Origin of the sequence: Carboxydothermus pertinax (assembly GCF_001950255.1) — a bacterium.
GTDB classification, from domain to species: Bacteria; Bacillota; Z-2901; order Carboxydothermales; family Carboxydothermaceae; genus Carboxydothermus; species Carboxydothermus pertinax.
In genome coordinates this window covers 135,533-153,013 of sequence record NZ_BDJK01000003.1, presented here as the reverse complement: position 1 = coordinate 153,013, position 17,481 = coordinate 135,533, and the positions used below count along the sequence as shown (strand labels likewise).

Below are 17,481 nucleotides of genomic sequence, written 5' to 3'. Positions count from 1 at the left end.
ACCTCCCGGCCTTATTATGCCTCAATTTTTTCCACAATAACTTCGGTAAAGGGTTGCCGGTGGCCGTATTTTCTCCGGTAATTTTTCTTGGGCTTGTACTTAAAGACAATGATTTTCCGGCCTTTCCCGTGGCGTACCACTTTTAAACTTACTTTTGCCCCTTCTACAAAGGGATTCCCGGCTTTAATGCTACCATCTTTTACCACTGCCAGGACTTCATTAATGGTTACAATGCTGCCTGGCTCTGCCTTTAATTTTTCAATGTAAAGTTTGTCCCCTTCGGCAACTTTGTACTGTTTACCGCCCGTTTGGATAATTGCGTACATTCCAAAAACCTCCTATTTTAGACTCGCCAAAAAAGGCAAGGTAACTACCTTTTAAAAGCCTTTTTTGTGCGGCTTACCCTAAAATTTTATCTTAATTTTTTCTTTTTTGTCAAGTAATATCTGTAATTCTTCCGGTTCCCTGGCAGGCAATACACTCTTTTGTAAAAAGTTCTCCAATGGAAAGCCCTATTTTCTGGCGGGCAATTTCCACTAAACCCGAAGGGGTTTTTCCCGTAATTTTCACTTTAGCTTTATCCCGTAAAAATTCTTCTTCCAGGACCTTTAAGATTTCTTCCCACCGCTCTTCCTCCAAAAGGGAGATAAAATCTACTACAATAATTCCCCCGATATTTCTAAGCCTTACCTGACGGGCAATTTCCCGGGCAGCTTCTAAATTTATTTTAAAGGCAGTCTCTTTTAAATCTTTTTTTCCGATAAACTTCCCTGAATTTACATCAATAGCGGTTAGTGCCTCGGTTTTTTCTATTACTAGCATGCCTCCACTTTTAAGCCACACCCGTTCCCGCGTGAGTTTAACCAGCGTTTGGGCAAGACGAAACTCTTCCATGACATTAAAGCTCTTATAGACCGGTGGAAGTAAAACCCGAAACCGCTCTCTAAATTTCTGTCCAATCTCTAAGAGTTCAAAATCATCCACATACAGGGCAGTAAACTCATTATCTAGAAGTTCCCTTAAGCACCAGGTAAAAAGGTCGTCCTCTTTGTACAACAAAGCTGGAGCTTTGGCAAAACGACTTCGTTCCAAAATACCCTGCCACTCCTCATAAAGCCGCTTGGCCTCCAGGACTAAATCCCCCTCATCTCCGGCTAAAGTTCGCACAATAAAACCTCCGGGAAGATTTAAACCTTCCAAGATTTTTTGGTAGTATTCCCTCTTTTCTTCTTGAAGTTTCCTAGAAACCCCTTTTAGCTCTTTTTGAGGAAAATAAACAAGATTTCTTCCCGGTAACGAAATCACCGTAGACAGCTTTGCTCCTTTGCTTTCTGTGGGATTTTTTACCACCCTGACCATTACCACATCGCCGGGTTTAACGTTAATCTCTTCCAATGGTAAATAGCCATTACGAGCAAGGCCTAAATTCACAAAAGCTGCCTGTAAACCCGGTACCACTTTTTCTACTTTTCCCAGGTAAATATCGTTAATCTGAGTTTCTTCATTTCTCTTTTTGGCAAAGAGAGAAAAGGGGCTGCCATCTACCATTACGGCCGCCAGGTCATATTCCGGTTGTCGGTGAAATACTAAAGTTTTATTCATCGCTGCTCCCTTTAACTAAGAATAATCTCTTCCCGAATAAAATTAATATTATCAAGGTCTTCTCCCAATAAGGCTCTGGCTACCTCTTCCGGTCGTAATGAGTTTTCTCCTACTCTTATTACCACCCTAATACTATCTTCCACTACCTCTAACGAATCCACCGCCTGCCAGAAATCAATCCTTTTTTCTCCCCGCTTGGTTTTTTTTAAAATTTGGGGACTTTCCCGTAAAAGCCTATTTTTTTTCTCTAAAAGCTTTTCTTTAAGAAGATTAGTCTTAATCCGGTAAACCACTTTATTTACTCTGGACATAAGGCTTTTATTATCATGGTATTCCTTAACCTCTAAAACCTCTAACCCTTTGGGCAGAACCTCATTTAAGCGTTGTTTTACCTCAACCGGCGCTAAATTTTGGTTTAAGGTTAATTCCATTAATTCCCCAAAACTTTCATGGCCCAAGGCTAAGGGAAGTGCTATGGAAAATTTGGGATGAGGGTTAAAGCCTTCGGAAAAGGCAACGGGCATTCCTGCCCGGCGAAAGGCTCTCTCAAAAACCCTAATAGTGTCCAAATGGGAGATATATTTAAGTTCTGCCCCCCGGGAATATTTAAGCAAATATTTCATTAACCCGTCGCCCTCCTGTCAATACCGGAGTAATTGCCAAAGCTGGGCATACCCCACACCCGGTACACCGTCCTTCTCGACAATCATAGGTCGTCTTGCCTGCCATTGCTTTTTGATATTCTTTTTTTAGATACCTTTGACTTATCCCACCAGCAAAGGGCTCCCAGGGCAGTCGCTCATTCAGATTAAAGCTTCTTTGAGCATAGCTCTCAAGATCGAAACCTTCTTCCCAAAAAGCTTCTTGCCAAAGCTCAAAATTAAAATACTCCTGCCAGCCATCAAATTTTGCTCCTAACTTATGCGCCCGGTAAAGTACTCGCCCAATTCTTCGATCTGCCCGGGATAAAGCAGCCTCAACCAGGCTTGTCTTATAATCGTGCATTTTTAAGTTAAGGCGCCGGTCTTTCTTTGCAAGATGGGCCAAAATTCCTTGCCGTCGTTTGATTTCCTCCGCTGAGATTATCCCCAGCCATTGAAAGGGAGTGTGGGGTTTGGGTACAAAGTTGGAAACCGATACCGTGATTTTTAGCCGCCCCCGGGGAACCCCTTCTTTAACTCCAATATCAGCAACTTTTTGGGCCAGCTGAATTATCCCTGCAACATCTTCATCGGTTTCCTCGGGGAGACCAATCATAAAGTAAAGTTTCACTGCCTGCCAGCCTGCTTTAAAGGCAGCCGTCACGGTTTTTAAAAGATCTTCTTCGGTTACACCTTTATTAATAATATCCCGCATTCGCTGGGTTCCGGCTTCTGGAGCAAAAGTTAAAGTTGCTTTTCTTACCCGGGAAAGCTCAGAAGCTAAATCCACGGCAAAAGAGTCAATTCTAAGGGAAGGTAAACTGACATTTACTCCTAATTGCTGATACTGATCTAAAAGCTTTTTCGCAACTTCCCTGATAAAAGGGTAATCTCCAGAACTTAGGGATGCCAGTGATATTTCTTCGTAACCGGTTTTTTCCATTAGCTTTTTTGCTTCCTCTAGCACCAGCTCCGGGTTTTTTTCTCGCACCGGTCGGTAAATCATTCCCGCCTGGCAAAAACGACATCCCCGGCTACAACCCCGCATAACCTCTACCATAACCCGATCGTGAACAATATCAAGATACGGCACCAGAGGGGCTGGAAGGGATCTTCCTTGTAAAAACCCGGTAGAAATTCTTTTGGTAATTTCTAAAGGCAATCCTTCCCTTAAAGGAGAAAATTCCACTAACCTACCCGCTTCATCATACCTCACCCGGTAAAATTTTGGCACATAAATTCCAGGAATTTGGGCTAACCGAAAAAGGGTATCGTCTCTCGTTAGCCCTGCTTTTTTCGCTGTTTTTACTACATCAATTATTTCGTCCAATACTTCTTCCCCTTCGCCCAAAACAAAAAAATCGATAAAATCTACCAGGGGTTCTGGATTAAAAGCTCCTGGTCCCCCCGCCATGATAAGGGGTCCTTCTTTTCTTTTTTCTGCAAAAAGTTCAAGACCTCCTAATTCTAACATATTTAAAAGGTTTGAATAACTTAATTCATATTGTAAAGTAAAACCTATTAAATCAAACTCAGGAAGGGGTTTTTTATTTTCCAGGGAAAAAAGCAAAAGCTCTTTTTCCCGTAAAAGTATTTCCATATCTTCTGCCGGTGCAAATACCCGTTCTAAAAGAGCATCGTCCCGACGGTTTACCGTCTCATATAAAATTCTAAGTCCCAAATGGGACATTCCCACTTCATAAAGGTCCGGAAAACAAAAAGCAATTTTTACCTTATTTTCATCCCAGGTCTTTTTTACGGCATTTAGCTCATTTCCTAAATATCTTGCTGGTTTTTGCACTTTAGCTAAAAGTTTATCCAAATTCACCTTTTTCACCTCAACGCTATTTTACCACAATTTTTTCTCTAAAAAAAATAAGCCAAAAACTTGGCTTAACTTTTAGATAAAAGTTCCCCCACTGGTTTTAATAGACCGTAGTTAACAATGCCCTCCATAATCTCCCGCTCACTTAATACCCCCAGTCGCTCCTGCTTTCCCCCTATAACTACAATATATTGATAGTGAGCAGGCCAAAACCTTTCCACTACTTCTTTTAACGGGGTACTTTGGCTGACGGTTAGTACCCTTGAATTTAAAACCTTTTGCTCGTTTAAAATTTTTTCTTTAGCCGTTAAATTTTGCAAAAAGTAAAAACTACTTTTGGTTCTTTCCCGAACTGCCAGGATAATTAAAAATCCCCCCAGGATAACTATATCAATACCGGTAATACCGTACATAAATCCATAGCAGCCCGCCGCCACCACTAAAATTGAAGTGGCCAAAGATAGGCCTGTTACAATCTTAGTTGCCCTTTTTAAGGAAGTGATTTTGGTCAATCCAGACCTTAGCATTCGCCCCCCATCTAAGGGCAAAACCGGCAGTAAGTTAAAAGCAGCCATTAAGAAATTAAAATCCAGCAAAAAAGTTACTGCCGGGTCATAATATCCTTTATTAATAAGCCCTAGCAGGAAAAAAATTAAAAAAACGTTAGCCAGGGGCCCAGCAAGAGCTACCATAAACTCCTTTCCCGGGAAAAATTCTACAGGATTAGTGGTTTCAATTACCCCTCCAAAGGGTAATAGGGTTAAACGGACAGGTTTGCGAAAAAGTTTTTGATAAACTAACAGATGAAACCCTTCATGGACAAGAAGGGTAAACAAAATTAAGCCAATTTTAAAAAACGCCCCCAGGGCAAGATACAGAAGTAAAAAGACCCAGAACAGCGGGTGGATCTTAAGTTTCATTTAACTATTTACCTTAAAAACCGGGGCCGGATCTACGGCTAACCCTTTATCATGAAGCTCTAAATGTAAAACCCCGCTGTTTCCGGTGCGCCCTACTTCCTGACCTTTTTCCACCTTATCTCCAACTTTTACCCAGATTTCACTTAAATTAGCATATAAAACTTCCCGCTCACCCCAGGAAATTACCAGATAATTATCATAACCTTTTTTATATCCCGCTTTCACCACTACCCCTTGAGCCGCTGCCTTCACCGGTTTATTTGCCTCTCCGGCAATATCAATTCCCCCGTGGAAAAACCCTTCACTATCAAGGCCAAAGCCCCTTACTACTTTTCCGTTCACCGGTATCTCTAAACCGGTCGCCTCCACCCTATTTTCTTCTTGCCCCATACCAATCTCTAAAACCCGATCAAATACCGGTTGAACCTCGGTTTCAGTGGTTAAAACATATTTTACCGCTTCTTTTAATTGCCATGCTCCAGGCATGTCCTTTACCACCCAAAAGGTAAAGCCAACAACAATAACCACGGCCACAAAAAATTTAAAGAAAAGCCTTGACCCTCCTCTTTTACCTGGAGGTTTTCTTATACTTCCTTTTCTTATGTAGGGTTTGCTCCAGTCGCCGTAAAGTTTAAGGTTGTCCTTATCCACCATAAAAAATCCCTCCCCATAAGTTTTTTACTACATCTTATGAAGAGGGAGAAATTTTCATAACCTTATTTTGTTAAATAATGATAAATTCCGCCGGCATTAAGTTCTAAGTCCAGCTCAAAACTTTCTTTAATTTCCTCATTAAGTTTAATCCCCTTTTTCGCCGCTTCCAGGTAAACCCGGTATTTAAGCGCTTCATAAACTGCTTCTATGCCAAGTTTTTGGGCTAATACTTCCCGCCCTAACTTTTCGTACGCTTCCACTTCATAAATTAAATAGTTTAAAACTTTCTCCGGCTCCTCTACCACCCCAAAATGGGTATAGTAAATTTTTGTAAGTCCCAAAGTTAAAAATCTTCTTAACTCTAAAATCATCTTTTCCGGTTCAAATTCACTGGCAGGGGTTGAAGGATAAATAAAAGTTTTGTTTTGGCGTCGGTATATAATACTGTTTAAAACCCCCGCTGCATCCCCTGAAAACATCCCCCCGGTAAGGCTGTCGATCATTACCTGGTGGTGGCGGGCATGCCCTAAAGTGTGGAGAACTAAAATATTTCGATCTCCCAAATCAAACTCCTGGCCATCGGTAGTTTCCAGAACCCGGTCGGAAGGAACTGGAACAATTTTCTCAAAAAACGGTTCAAACCGCTCGCCGTATATTCCCCGGGCTGCTGCCTCCAGCTTTTCAGGGTTAATCATGTGCCGCGCTCCCCGGGGATGCACCGCTAAAACCGCCTGGGGTAAATAAGTCAGCAGGTTCCCAGCTCCTCCGGCATGGTCTAAATGAATATGGGTGACAAAAACATAAGAAATTTTTTCCCGGGGAATTTCTAAAATTTCTAAAGCTTCTAAAATATGCTTTACCGAAGGTGTCGGCCCAGTTTCCACCAGTGCCACCTTAGCTTTGCCAGCGACAATAAAAGAAGAGGTTCGACCGGCCACTCCCTGTTCAAATAAATCTACCTGCCAGATTTTTTCCCCTACCTTATAAATAACCGCCATTTTACCCCCCCTAAAGTTTCCCCTCAAAAGTTATGTCCTTTTTTATTATAGCGAATGCCCCAAAGGGTGTTAAGATTATTTTTTGAATTTTTAAACACTTCCTTTAATTTAACTAAAAAGTTAATTTTTTTCGGCGCAAATAAACATTTAAAACTATACCTATGGAAATTAAATTGGACCACATAGCACTACCCCCATAGCTTACAAAAGGAAGGGGGATGCCGGTAACTGGCATAATTCCACTGGTCATCCCGATATTAATAAACATATGAAAAGCTAGTTTGGCCACTACTCCGGCAACTAGTAAGATTCCCAACACGTCTTTTGCCTGCTGCCCAATGCGAATAAGCTGCCAAAAAAGTGTCAAAAACAATACCAACAGTACTGATGCCCCAATAAAACCCAGTTCTTCCCCTAAAACCGAAAAGATAAAGTCAGTATGCTGTTCTGGCAAAAAGTTTAGCTGATTTTGACTGCCCTGAAAAAGACCTTTTCCCCAAAATCCTCCGGAGCCAATGGCAATTTGGGATTGAATTACGTGATATCCTGCTCCCTGGACATCCTTCCAGGGGTCTAAAAAGATAATTAGCCGATTTAACTGATAATCTTTTAAAGGAATCCAGATTTGGGGAAAGTAAAGATGAAGGGCAATCCATCCAACCGCAAGAGCAAAACCTCCGCCAAAAAGGCTAAATAAAAGTTTGCGGTTTGCGCCTGCAACATAAAGCTCTGCAAAAGTTATGGCTAAAAAAACCAGTGAAGTACCCAAATCCGGTTGTTTTAAAATTAAGATCATTGGAATTCCGATATGGATAAACACCCGGATAAAATCACCAATTTTTTCTATTTGTCCCTGGCGGGTACTTAGATAATTTGCTAAAGTAATAGTAATGATATCTTTGGCAAACTCCGACGGTTGTAAGGAAAAAGGCCCTATTTTTATCCAGCGCTGGGCCCCTAAAGCTTCCCGACCGGCAAACAGTACCGCCCCGAGCATAATAAGGTTAAATATATAAAGGAATTTGGCATAGCGCGGAAAATCATCATAAGGAATATACATAATGCCAAACATTAAAAGAAGGCCTGTAAATACCCACAACAGCTGGTTTTTAGCTAGCCCTAAAATATCGGTACCTTCGGAAGAAGTTACCCGTGTGGCGCTGGCAATTAGGACAAGCCCTATAATAATAATTAAAAAAACATTGGCCAGTACTCCCCAATCAAGTTCTTTTAGGATCCGGCGAAATTGCATTGACCTTCACTCCAATATTTTTCTTCCAGTTAATTATATCAAACTTTCTCCCGCAAAAAAAGAAACGGCTCAAAAGCCGTTTTTATCGAGTAGCTATTTTAATTTTGGAACTGTTTTTAAGATGGCAAGCCTCACAGTTATTGGGTGCCATTTTGCCGTTGTGACATTTAAGACAAGTATTTTTTTCCACTTGGTTTTGGTTAGAAGTTAGGGTATCAATCTTATTTAAAATCCCATCGCTATAATAAGTCGTCCATTCGCTCTTTGCCAGAAAATTAGTTTTACCGTGGGCTACATTATAATGGCAATCTACGCAATACAGCCCTTTTTGCAAATGAATCGAATGGGGATCTTTTAAATCCCAGGGTGGAGTTATTTGGCGGTTACGCAAATGACATTTTTCGCAATTCTGATCATAAACCACTACTTTTTTAATTACCTGACCCTTAGGCTGAATTAATCGGTGGCGATAAACCATTTTAAATAAATCAATGTTAGTATGGCAATTTTGACAAGCTACCGTACTGTGGCTGGTTTTTTTCCAGCTCATATAGGCGTATTTCATTTCGTGGCAGCTAACACAAAACTGGGGGTTACTAATTTTTCTTTCATAGGTCAGCTGAACATAGCTGTAGCAAAGGAAGCTAAAAGCAATTGCCAGCAGGAGGATAGTAATAATTCCCCAGAACTTTTTGTCAAGCAATATGGGTCCCCCCTTTTTTCTACTCTAATCCCAGTGGTAAATAGTAATTTAAAAACCAGAGCAAAACACCAAAGTAAAACACCATTTCCAGAAAAATTAAGAATAGGCTGTTTTTAAATTTACCACCGGCCACTCTTACCCCTCCCGTCCTTTAACTTTCAGAAGCTTTTTAAGCTCCATGGGATGTTCTTCTTCCATTTGTTCTTCCGTTAATTTTCCATGAAACCAGACCAAACTTCCCGGAAAGAAATCGGGGTTAAAATGAACGTTGAAAAAGTGCCAGGTAAAGATTACAACAATGGCTAAAATAGCTTCATCACTGTGAGCCGCCCGGGCAGCATCAATTATATAGCGGGGGAAAAATTTTGCAGCAACATCCGGAAACCACATCATTAACCCGGATCCGCCAATTATAAAAATCCCCCAAAATACTGCCCAGTAGTCAAATTTTTCTTTGTAGGAAAAACGGGTAAACTTCGGCTTTTCCGGTGATAGGCCTAAGAAATATTTGAGATTCTGGTAAAGATCTTGGAAATCTTTTAAAGTGGGTAGGGCTTCAAAAGAAAGCTTACGGGTAACTAAAGCATATACCAGAAGGTAGACAAGATGGTACAAACAACTGCCAATAAGCATGATTGCCGCCCCTACCAGGTGAAGAGCTAAAAGATTTTCAAATCCTCCTAAGAGCCTGGTAAAACCCCGGGCATAACTACTTTGGTCGTATTTAATGGCAATTCCAGTAAAAGTACAGATGAAGAAACTTACAAACATCATAATGTGTTGAATCCGGTGATGAATATTAAAACGCTCGTAAGCCTTACCGCTCATAACTCCTTCCCCCAGTCACGCCCAGTGTCTTCTGGGCTTTTATTTTCTTAGAACGCCGGTACAATTCCATTTCAATGTGAGTTAAAGTTAACACCACAACGGAAATGGTTAGCCAGACAAAAAACTTCTCCGTATAATAAACCACCTTGCCATTGCCGGAAGGTTTTTTCACAAAATGTTCGGCACCATTAGCAAAGTTTTTTCTGGGGAATACATGGCAGCGGGCACAGGTTGAAGGTAAATTGGCAGGATTGGTTAAGGAACGTAAATCGCTCTTAGAAAAAATATTGTGAGTGCCATGGCAATCAGTACAGCTTGCCGCCGTTTTACTTCCTAAGGCCACAGCTTTACCATGGAAACTCTCCTCATAACTTTTTAAGACCTGGCCTTGATGACACTGGGCACAGGTACTGACTATATTGTTCCGGTAGGTTGAAGCCCGTGAGTCCGTACTTTTAAAAATAGTGTGGGAAGTATGGCAGGAAAAACAGTAAACATTATCCCGATCGTGGACTGAACCGGCAAAAGTTTTTACCACATAATCATGGCAGTAACGACAATTTTTATTTACTTCCGTTAAAAACTTCTCCCTGCTGGGAACTGGTGGATGGGGATAGGTATTAACTCCCGGATGACAGGTTTGACACTTATTCGTTCCGTGCATCGACGCCCGGTATTTTTCTGGATCAATATACAGCGAAATTGTAGCCCCATCCCACACCATTTTTAAACCAATAGCCCCGTGACATTTAAAACACCATTCGTTATTTTTTAAATTTTCTTCTACTTTAGCGGCCAGGGCTACGGTGGGTAGAGTTACCAGCAAAAGAGCTAGAAGTAAAAATAACCATATTTTTTTTCTTTTCACAAAGGCCCCTCCCCCTTTAATCGGCATACTCTATTTTTATTATTTCCCTGGTTGAAATAACCACTTTTCGTTTACAAAAGCGACACTTTATGATAATTTCATCTTTTCCCTTTTGTGCCACAATTTTTTTACACTTACAGCGTATTGCTTCCGGTTCGGATATATTGACTCCTCGCTCTTCCATCATCCCGCCTCCTTAGACTACCGGTGGCCATATTAAAAACATCACCGCCGTAAAAAGTAGGGCAAAAAGCAATAGCCCTAGGGCTAACGTCATAAGGCAACGATAAAACGAAGTTAAATTAGCTTTTAATTTAAAAAAGCAAATATAGCAGCTTAGGGCAAAAGAAAACACTCCAATTGCAATTAAGATAATCACGAACAACAACGCCATCATCGTCCTCACCCCACTTTTTTAAAACATTGAGATAACATTTGGCGGATAAATTACAAAATAAAGTACCGCAACCAATGCAATAAAGGCAAAAAATCCGGTGATTAGAGATAGGGCGATATATCCTGGAGTACAGGGTTTACATTCTTTACAAAAAATGAAGTACCACATTCCACATTCACAAAATACCAAGCTAGCAATTAAAATTAATAAACCTAAGATTGCGATTAACATTGACCCTCCCTCCTTTCTTTTCCCAGATAAAGCAAAAGGCCAGCGTTTACACGCTGGCCTCTGGGCTAAAAGCCTCCGGACTGGAAGGTGGTATTCCATTGGCGGCAAACTGTCTACCCGGTAAAACTTTTTTAATCTGCGTGCCGTCATAATAAAGATAAACATACTGTTTACAATGCCGGCACTTTATAATTATCACGTTACCTTCTACCTGGCAGACAATTTTTCCGCAATTACATCTAAAAGCATACACCTTCATCCCCCCTCCCCGTTTTGTACTACGGTACAAAACCTACGGTTTGTTCATAATAGCACAAAGTTTTTGAAAAAAAAATTTGGTCAGCTCTAATAGTTTTAAGTTTAACCGCTAAAACAAAATGCTGGCAAAAAAAGCCAGCATTTTTTCTGCTGGCCTCTGGACTTATTAAGTCTCGGGACTTTTCCTTTTATTAACTTTTCCTACTATAAAATATGTAGAAGCCTTCTTAAAAATTCCTATTTTCCATTTATTTTCTAAATAAAACTTACCATAATACTTTCTAGTTTGTAAAACAGCAAATTTTTTCGTGCAACCCATTTTCAGGTAATTTTTTTCATTTTTCTTAGTTATGCTACTTCTCTTTTGAAATACATTTGTTTTAATTAGCATGTGCATTTACCTTTCTTTTTACGTTTTTAATTGGAATATTGGCAATTAGCGCCACCTGTTCTTCATGAGTATCAATATTTACTTCGAGAGCTTTTTCGTCTATCTCCATGTATTTTGTGATTACTGCTATTAAATCCTCTTTTAAATTTTGTAATAGCTCCGGGGAAACATTGGTCCTATCTTGCACCAAAACCAGTCTCAAGCGTTCTTTAGCCATAGTTTTGCTATTTTGTTGCTCTTTACCAAAAAGTTTCATTAAAAACTCCAGCACGGCCGTCCCCCCTCCCCCTAGCGGTTAATACCAAAAAACTTTTTAACTTTATCTAAAAGCCCTTCTTCTTCTAAGTTCATAAGTGGAACTTCTTCGCCCATAATTCGGCGAGCAATGTTCCTGTAAGCCTGTCCCGCCCGGGAGTGCTGGTCATAGACCGCCGGCTCTCCTTTATTAGTAGTTACTATAATGGTTTCATCATCGGGAATAACTCCTAAAAGGTCAATAGCCAAAATTTCAATTATATCTTCAATTCCCATCATATCGCCGGTTCTAACCATTTTGGGACGAATACGGTTAATAATAAGCCGGGGGTTTTTAATCCCTTCCGCTTCTAAAAGGCCAATTATCCGGTCGGCATCTCGTACTGCCGATACTTCCGGCGTAGTCACCACAATTCCCCGGTCCGCACCAGCTATAGCATTTTTAAAGCCCTGCTCAATGCCTGCCGGGCAGTCAATTAACACGTAATCAAACTCTTTTTTTAGTTCACTGACCAGATTCCGCATTTGCTCCGGACTTACCGCTGTTTTATCTTTGGTTTGGGCAGCAGGTAAAAGATACAGTCCTTCTAAACGTTTATCTTTAATAAGCGCTTGTTTTAACCGGCAATTCCCCTGGACTACATCTACCAAGTCATAGACTATACGGTTTTCTAATCCTAAAACCACATCAAGATTACGAAGCCCGATATCGGTATCAACCAGAACAACTTTTTGTCCTGCCAGCGCCAGGGCAGTTCCTAAATTGGCGGTAGTCGTCGTTTTCCCGACGCCACCCTTGCCTGAGGTAATAACTATTGCTTCCCCCATGTTCTTCCTCCTTTTATTTTAAAAGCTTTCCAAGATTCCCCTCGTAGCTTTCTATAACCACCATATCATCTTTAATTAAGGCAATTTCCGGACTAAAGGTATCTCCAACTAATTCATCATCCGGTGGCCGGGTAATATGATCCGCAATTCGAAGCTGGGTAGGTAACAAGCGAAAGGCCAACACCACCGCTTTTTTAAATCCTTCGGCACCAGCGTGCACTATACCCCTTACCGTCCCCAGCACAATAATACTTCCTGTAGCCACCACTTCCGCTCCTGGGTTGACATCCCCTAAAATTACCACGTTACCGGAATAATTTACCTTTTGACCAGAACGCAAGGTTTTATCTATCAGTAAAGTATTTTCCAAAAAAAACTCACCCTGTACCATAAATAAGCACCTTTTCCCTAAAATTAGCTAAGTTGATGTATTCTACATCTTTACTAAAATTCCTGCTCATCATTCTACCGGACCAACTACCCGGGTATTTATTTTCTGCACCTTAAAATAAAAAGCTAAAATATCCCGGGCTACAAGGCCAGCCGATGACCCTCCATGTCCTCCGTGTTCTATAATTGCAGCAATAGCAATTTGTGGATTTTCATAAGGAGCATACGCCACAAATAAACCATGGTCATCTTTACCTAAAACCTGGGCTGTACCGGTTTTAGCTGCAACCGCAATCGGAAATCCGGCAAAAACTCCGCCAGCAGTACCCCCCGGTAAAGTTACCTCCCGCATGCCCTGGCGGACATAGTTTAAAACATCCGGTGGAATATTAAATCTGCTTAATACTTTGGGCTTTATTTCCTGGACCACTTGCCCTTTATTGTTAATTATCTTTTTTACCAAATGCGGCTGATAGCGAATACCACCATTAGCCAGCATTGCTACATAATCCGCTAGCTGCAAGATAGTAAAATTGTTATACCCCTGGCCAATAGCCATATTTATCGTATCATACTGTTGCCACTCGGTTTCCCAGCGGTAAATTCCAATTTGCTGGTTTATGGCCTGAATCTTTTTGTCCCTCTCCGCCTCCAGCCGCTTTTTCTCTTCAGAAGTTTTGGCCTGAGATATTTTTAACTCGTAATCACTTTTTATTTTATTTAATTTTGGCTTTAAATTTTTTTCAATGATAGCCGTATTAATTTCTTTTTTCCACTCGGGTGTTGGTAACAGTCCTGAGCTTTCTCCTGGAAGGTCAATACCAGTCATCATACCCAGCCCAAATTTTTTCCCAACCTCGGCAATTTTTTCTACTCCAAGCCGCCGGGCCATGGTCCAAAAGTATACGTTACAGGATTCCTTGATAGCTTTAATAAAATCTACCACTCCATGCCCCCGGGGGTTCCAGTCTTTAAACACTTTATTGCCTAATTTGTAATAGCCGGGGTCAGAAATTGTTTCCGCCGGCGTAGTCACCCGGTTTAATAGGGCTGCAGTACCGGTTACCATTTTAAAAGTTGAACCAGGAGGGTAAGTTGCCGATATAGCCCGGTTATATAGGGGCTTTTCCGGATTTCTTATATATTCATCTACCTGTTTCTGGGTAAGCCCCTTGGGAAACGCTGCCGGATCAAAAGTTGGATAGCTGGCCATCGCCAGTACTTCTCCAGTTTTTACATCAAGGACAACTACTGCTCCTGCTTTAGCATCGGGATAGTTTTTTTGCAGGGAAACTATGGTATTTTTAAGGCTTTCCTCAGCCACTTTTTGTAAGTCCGCATCTATGGTTAAGACCAAAGAATTTCCCTGTTCTGCTCGGGTTTTAATCCCTAAGTCTCTAACTGGAGTACCCCTGGCGTCCACTTCAATTTCCCGGCCACCATTCTTCCCCCGTAAAATTGATTCGTAATAACTCTCCAGCCCCGTTTGACCAAACATATCCCCCAGTTTATAACCTTCCGCTTTATGCTCCTTTAGCTGAGTATCTTTTATTTCCTGAATGTAGCCCACCACGTGGGCCAAAAGAGTGCCATAGGGGTAATCCCGGGCCGGCTCAATGCTTACAGTTACGCCAGGAAGTTCATACCGCCGTTCTTCAATTTTCGCCACCACCTCCCAGGGAACATCGGTGGCAAGACGTATCGGTTCGTAAGGCCGGGCTTTGGATTCTTTAATTTTTGTTCTTAAATCTTTTTCCGATACCTGAAGGATTTGGGCAAGTTTGGGAAGTATGGTATCGGCATTTTTTAAGCCAGTAAACAAAAGCGATACGGTATAAACTGCTTTATTGGTAACAATTTTTTTCCCGTTTCGGTCTAAGATTTCTCCCCGGGGCGCTTTAACATCTATTATCCTGATTGAATTTTGTCGCGCCAATGCCTGGTATTTTGCAGTAGCATACACCTGAAGATAAAAAAGTCTGACCCATAAGATTACTACCAAAACCGTGACTATAACTCCCATCCAGCTAAGATTTACCTTGAGGTTTTTCCTCATGGCCTTTTCCCCCTAACTGTTCGGTAAAACAAATAATAAATAAAAGGTGTTAAAAGAAAATTATATACCGCCTCCCCGGGCATCATTCCCGTAAATGCCTCAACCAGTGAAATCTTAATGCCTAAAAGATTTAAAAACGAAACGTAAAAAAAATCCTTGATAAAAGTCAACACAAACACAATAACCCCCGGAAACCACCAGTTTTCCGGATATACTTTACCTTCCAATACCCCGGCTAAAAACCCTGTAATCATTTTTACCAGAGTATTTAAACCAACAAAACGACCAGAATATAAGTCTTCAACCAGGCCACCCAGCATACCGAAAAAGGCCCCCCGGGGGGGACCATATAAAAAGCTTAAAATAACCGTTAAAATTAAAATTAAATCTGGCTTTATCCCGTTAACCGCAAGACGGCTAAACACCGTCTCTGATATTAGGTAAAATAACAAAAAATAAAATACCGCCCGTAAATTTGACATGCCTATGCCCCCAAGGTTCATCGTCTACCCTTTAGGATAAATACTTCTTCCAGCCGGTCATAATCCACATAGGGCCGGACTTTTGCCACTTGAACCAGTCCCGAGGGATCTTTTGCTACACTGACGATATAACCAATTGGAATCCCCGCTGGGAATACTCCTCCTTGTCCAGAAGTAAGCACCTTCTCTCCAGTACGAACTTCCAGATTTAAAGGAATGTTATCCATGATAAGCTCGGAAGATAAAGCCGTACCCTTGATAATCCCTGGTACTCGTCCATCGTAAGTTACCGCTGCTACACTGCTTCTGGGATCAGTAATCAATAAAACTTCTGCATTTAATGCCGCTACATTCATTACCCTACCAATTAAGCCGTTTTGGTCTAATACCGGCATATCCCTGGCTACACCGGCTCTTTTCCCTTGATTTACGGTAAAAGATTTATACCAGTTGTCCGGCTCCCGGGCAATAATTTTGGCCAAAACTAGGTCAAACTTTGGATTTTCCTGACTGTACCCCAGCATTGCCCGGAGCCGCCGATTCTCCCGTTCAACTTCTTTTAAGTTATTTAGTTCAAATTTTAAGGTAGAATTTTCCTGTAAAAGTTGCTCTTTCTCCCGCCTAAGTTCATTGATATCTTTAAAAAACAAAGTTAAATTGCCCGCACTTTCCCAAAGAAAACTAACTGCCCTGGCTACTGGATAGGTTAGATCTTTAAGTCCAGACTTAACTGTAGAAAAGATGGGGAGTTCCTGGGAAGTATAACGGGCAAGAGACAGGAGAAGCACCATCAGCAATACCCCGATTAAAAGGGTTTTGCCCCAGTATCTCTTCGCCAACTAAATTACACCTCTTTAATGGATTTTTTTGGGGTTTTTAAAACATTCCGCAAAACATGAAGGTTTTCAAGAGCTTTACCGGTGCCATAAGCTACACAAAACATTGGTTCCTCCGCAACATGAACCGGCATATGGGTTTCCATACTAATTAATTTATCAAGGCCTTTTAATAAAGAACCGCCTCCAGCCAGCATAATACCATGGTCCATAATGTCAGCTGCCAATTCCGGTGGCGTTTTTTCTAAGGTCGATTTAATCGCCTCCACAATGGCCGAAACAGGCTCTTTTAACGCCTTGTAAATTTCCTCAGAGCTCACCTCTACGGTCCGGGGAAGTCCCGTAATTAAATCCCGACCTTTTACTTCATAGGTAATCACCGTATCCTGGGGATAGGCTGAACCAATATTAATTTTTATTTCCTCAGCAGTTCGTTCGCCAATCATTAAGTTATAGCTCTTCTTAATATGATTAATAATCGCCTCATCCATTTCATCCCCGGCAATGCGTAGAGACTGGCTGGTAACTATTCCACCAAAGGAAATTACCGCAACCTCTGTGGTTCCTCCACCGATATCAACAATTAGATTACCCGTAGGCTCTTCTACCGGAAGTCCAGCCCCTATAGCTGCAGCCATTGGCTCTTCAATTAAATACGCTTCTCGGGCTCCGGCTGCTAAAGCTGCATCTCGAATAGCTCTTTCTTCTACCGCCGTAGCTCCGGAAGGGACACATACTACTACATTGGGTTTAATTAAATAAGTTTTATCCCCCAGCGCTTTATTAATAAAATGCTTTATCATATTATAGGTAATATCAAAATCAGCAATAACCCCGTCTTTCATGGGGCGAATTGCCACGATGTTTCCCGGAGTTCTTCCTATCATTTGCTTTGCTTCATTTCCCACCGCCAGCACTTGACCCGTTTCTTTGCGAATTGCCACTACCGACGGCTCCAGTAAAACCACTCCCCGCCCTTTAACATAAACAAGGGAGTTAGCGGTTCCCAGGTCAATTCCTAAATCTTTAGCAACCAGTCCAAATTTAAACGCCATAGCAGATTCTC

At 41.4% G+C, this 17,481-nt stretch carries 22 protein-coding genes and 1 other annotated feature; all 22 genes read right to left on the bottom strand.

Features of this window, described 5'->3' with window-relative positions; genetic code table 11:
- Positions 1-14: 14 nt before the first annotated feature.
- The 22 genes from rplU to cpu_RS00925 all read right to left on the bottom strand — a co-directional run bounded on the left by rplU (position 15) and on the right by cpu_RS00925 (position 17,470).
- Complete coding sequence (gene rplU / locus cpu_RS01030; protein ID WP_075858135.1) at positions 15-326, bottom strand: 50S ribosomal protein L21; 312 nt, start codon at positions 324-326, stop codon at positions 15-17.
- A 17-nt stretch (positions 327-343) separates the two neighbouring features.
- Positions 344-397, bottom strand: a sequence feature (ribosomal protein L21 leader region).
- A gap of 38 nt (positions 398-435) precedes the next feature.
- Positions 436-1,602 carry an Rne/Rng family ribonuclease gene (locus tag cpu_RS01025; RefSeq protein ID WP_075858134.1) on the bottom strand — a complete coding sequence of 389 codons (1,167 nt, stop codon included), beginning with the start codon at positions 1,600-1,602 and terminating at the stop codon, positions 436-438.
- A gap of 11 nt (positions 1,603-1,613) precedes the next feature.
- Entirely contained in the window at positions 1,614-2,225 is a 612-nt protein-coding gene (locus cpu_RS01020) for a TIGR03936 family radical SAM-associated protein (RefSeq protein WP_075858133.1), read from the bottom strand.
- Complete coding sequence (locus tag cpu_RS01015) at positions 2,209-4,071, bottom strand: TIGR03960 family B12-binding radical SAM protein (RefSeq protein ID WP_075858132.1); 1,863 nt, start codon at positions 4,069-4,071, stop codon at positions 2,209-2,211. The genes cpu_RS01020 and cpu_RS01015 overlap by 17 nt, the downstream gene beginning before the upstream one ends.
- Before the next feature lie 65 nt (positions 4,072-4,136).
- Positions 4,137-4,988 (bottom strand): site-2 protease family protein, encoded by an 852-nt coding sequence (locus cpu_RS01010; protein ID WP_075858131.1) that lies wholly within the window; start codon positions 4,986-4,988, stop codon positions 4,137-4,139.
- On the bottom strand, positions 4,989-5,642 hold the full coding sequence (locus cpu_RS01005; RefSeq protein WP_075858130.1) for a murein hydrolase activator EnvC family protein: 654 nt from the start codon (positions 5,640-5,642) through the stop codon (positions 4,989-4,991). It lies immediately after the preceding gene.
- Positions 5,643-5,704: 62 nt separating this feature from the next.
- Positions 5,705-6,640: an MBL fold metallo-hydrolase gene (locus cpu_RS01000; RefSeq protein ID WP_075858129.1), complete on the bottom strand. Its 936-nt coding sequence runs from the start codon at positions 6,638-6,640 to the stop codon at positions 5,705-5,707.
- 112 nt (positions 6,641-6,752) lie between these two features.
- On the bottom strand, positions 6,753-7,892 hold the full coding sequence (rodA, locus tag cpu_RS00995) for a rod shape-determining protein RodA (protein WP_075858128.1): 1,140 nt from the start codon (positions 7,890-7,892) through the stop codon (positions 6,753-6,755).
- Positions 7,893-7,974: 82 nt separating this feature from the next.
- Positions 7,975-8,595 carry a NapC/NirT family cytochrome c gene (locus tag cpu_RS00990; protein ID WP_075858127.1) on the bottom strand — a complete coding sequence of 207 codons (621 nt, stop codon included), beginning with the start codon at positions 8,593-8,595 and terminating at the stop codon, positions 7,975-7,977.
- A gap of 135 nt (positions 8,596-8,730) precedes the next feature.
- Positions 8,731-9,423: a formate dehydrogenase subunit gamma gene (locus tag cpu_RS00985; protein WP_075858126.1), complete on the bottom strand. Its 693-nt coding sequence runs from the start codon at positions 9,421-9,423 to the stop codon at positions 8,731-8,733.
- A complete protein-coding gene (locus cpu_RS00980; protein ID WP_075858125.1) occupies positions 9,413-10,291 on the bottom strand; it encodes a cytochrome c3 family protein in 879 nt (292 codons plus the stop codon). Before cpu_RS00980 ends, cpu_RS00985 begins: the two co-directional genes overlap by 11 nt.
- Positions 10,292-10,307: 16 nt before the next feature.
- Positions 10,308-10,478: a hypothetical protein gene (locus cpu_RS13570; protein WP_159433957.1), complete on the bottom strand. Its 171-nt coding sequence runs from the start codon at positions 10,476-10,478 to the stop codon at positions 10,308-10,310.
- A gap of 9 nt (positions 10,479-10,487) precedes the next feature.
- Positions 10,488-10,688 carry a hypothetical protein gene (locus cpu_RS00975; RefSeq protein ID WP_143299290.1) on the bottom strand — a complete coding sequence of 67 codons (201 nt, stop codon included), beginning with the start codon at positions 10,686-10,688 and terminating at the stop codon, positions 10,488-10,490.
- An 18-nt stretch (positions 10,689-10,706) separates the two neighbouring features.
- Positions 10,707-10,919, bottom strand: coding sequence for a hypothetical protein (locus tag cpu_RS00970; RefSeq protein WP_075858123.1), 213 nt, complete (start codon positions 10,917-10,919; stop codon positions 10,707-10,709).
- Positions 10,920-10,965: 46 nt separating this feature from the next.
- Positions 10,966-11,172, bottom strand: a complete 207-nt coding sequence (locus tag cpu_RS00965) for a hypothetical protein (protein ID WP_143299289.1) — start codon at positions 11,170-11,172, stop codon at positions 10,966-10,968.
- Between the two features lie 385 nt (positions 11,173-11,557).
- Complete coding sequence (gene minE / locus cpu_RS00955; RefSeq protein ID WP_075858120.1) at positions 11,558-11,839, bottom strand: cell division topological specificity factor MinE; 282 nt, start codon at positions 11,837-11,839, stop codon at positions 11,558-11,560.
- Positions 11,840-11,856: 17 nt separating this feature from the next.
- A complete protein-coding gene (gene minD / locus cpu_RS00950; RefSeq protein WP_075858119.1) occupies positions 11,857-12,651 on the bottom strand; it encodes a septum site-determining protein MinD in 795 nt (264 codons plus the stop codon).
- 13 nt (positions 12,652-12,664) lie between these two features.
- Complete coding sequence (gene minC, locus cpu_RS00945) at positions 12,665-13,021, bottom strand: septum site-determining protein MinC (protein ID WP_234970158.1); 357 nt, start codon at positions 13,019-13,021, stop codon at positions 12,665-12,667.
- Between the two features lie 90 nt (positions 13,022-13,111).
- On the bottom strand, positions 13,112-15,097 hold the full coding sequence (gene mrdA / locus cpu_RS00940) for a penicillin-binding protein 2 (protein ID WP_075858117.1): 1,986 nt from the start codon (positions 15,095-15,097) through the stop codon (positions 13,112-13,114).
- On the bottom strand, positions 15,094-15,579 hold the full coding sequence (mreD, locus tag cpu_RS00935; RefSeq protein WP_075858116.1) for a rod shape-determining protein MreD: 486 nt from the start codon (positions 15,577-15,579) through the stop codon (positions 15,094-15,096). The genes mrdA and mreD overlap by 4 nt, the downstream gene beginning before the upstream one ends.
- Positions 15,580-15,596: 17 nt before the next feature.
- Entirely contained in the window at positions 15,597-16,418 is an 822-nt protein-coding gene (gene mreC / locus cpu_RS00930; protein ID WP_075858115.1) for a rod shape-determining protein MreC, read from the bottom strand.
- Positions 16,419-16,423: 5 nt separating this feature from the next.
- Positions 16,424-17,470, bottom strand: coding sequence for a rod shape-determining protein (locus cpu_RS00925; protein WP_075858114.1), 1,047 nt, complete (start codon positions 17,468-17,470; stop codon positions 16,424-16,426).
- Positions 17,471-17,481 lie beyond the last annotated feature (11 nt).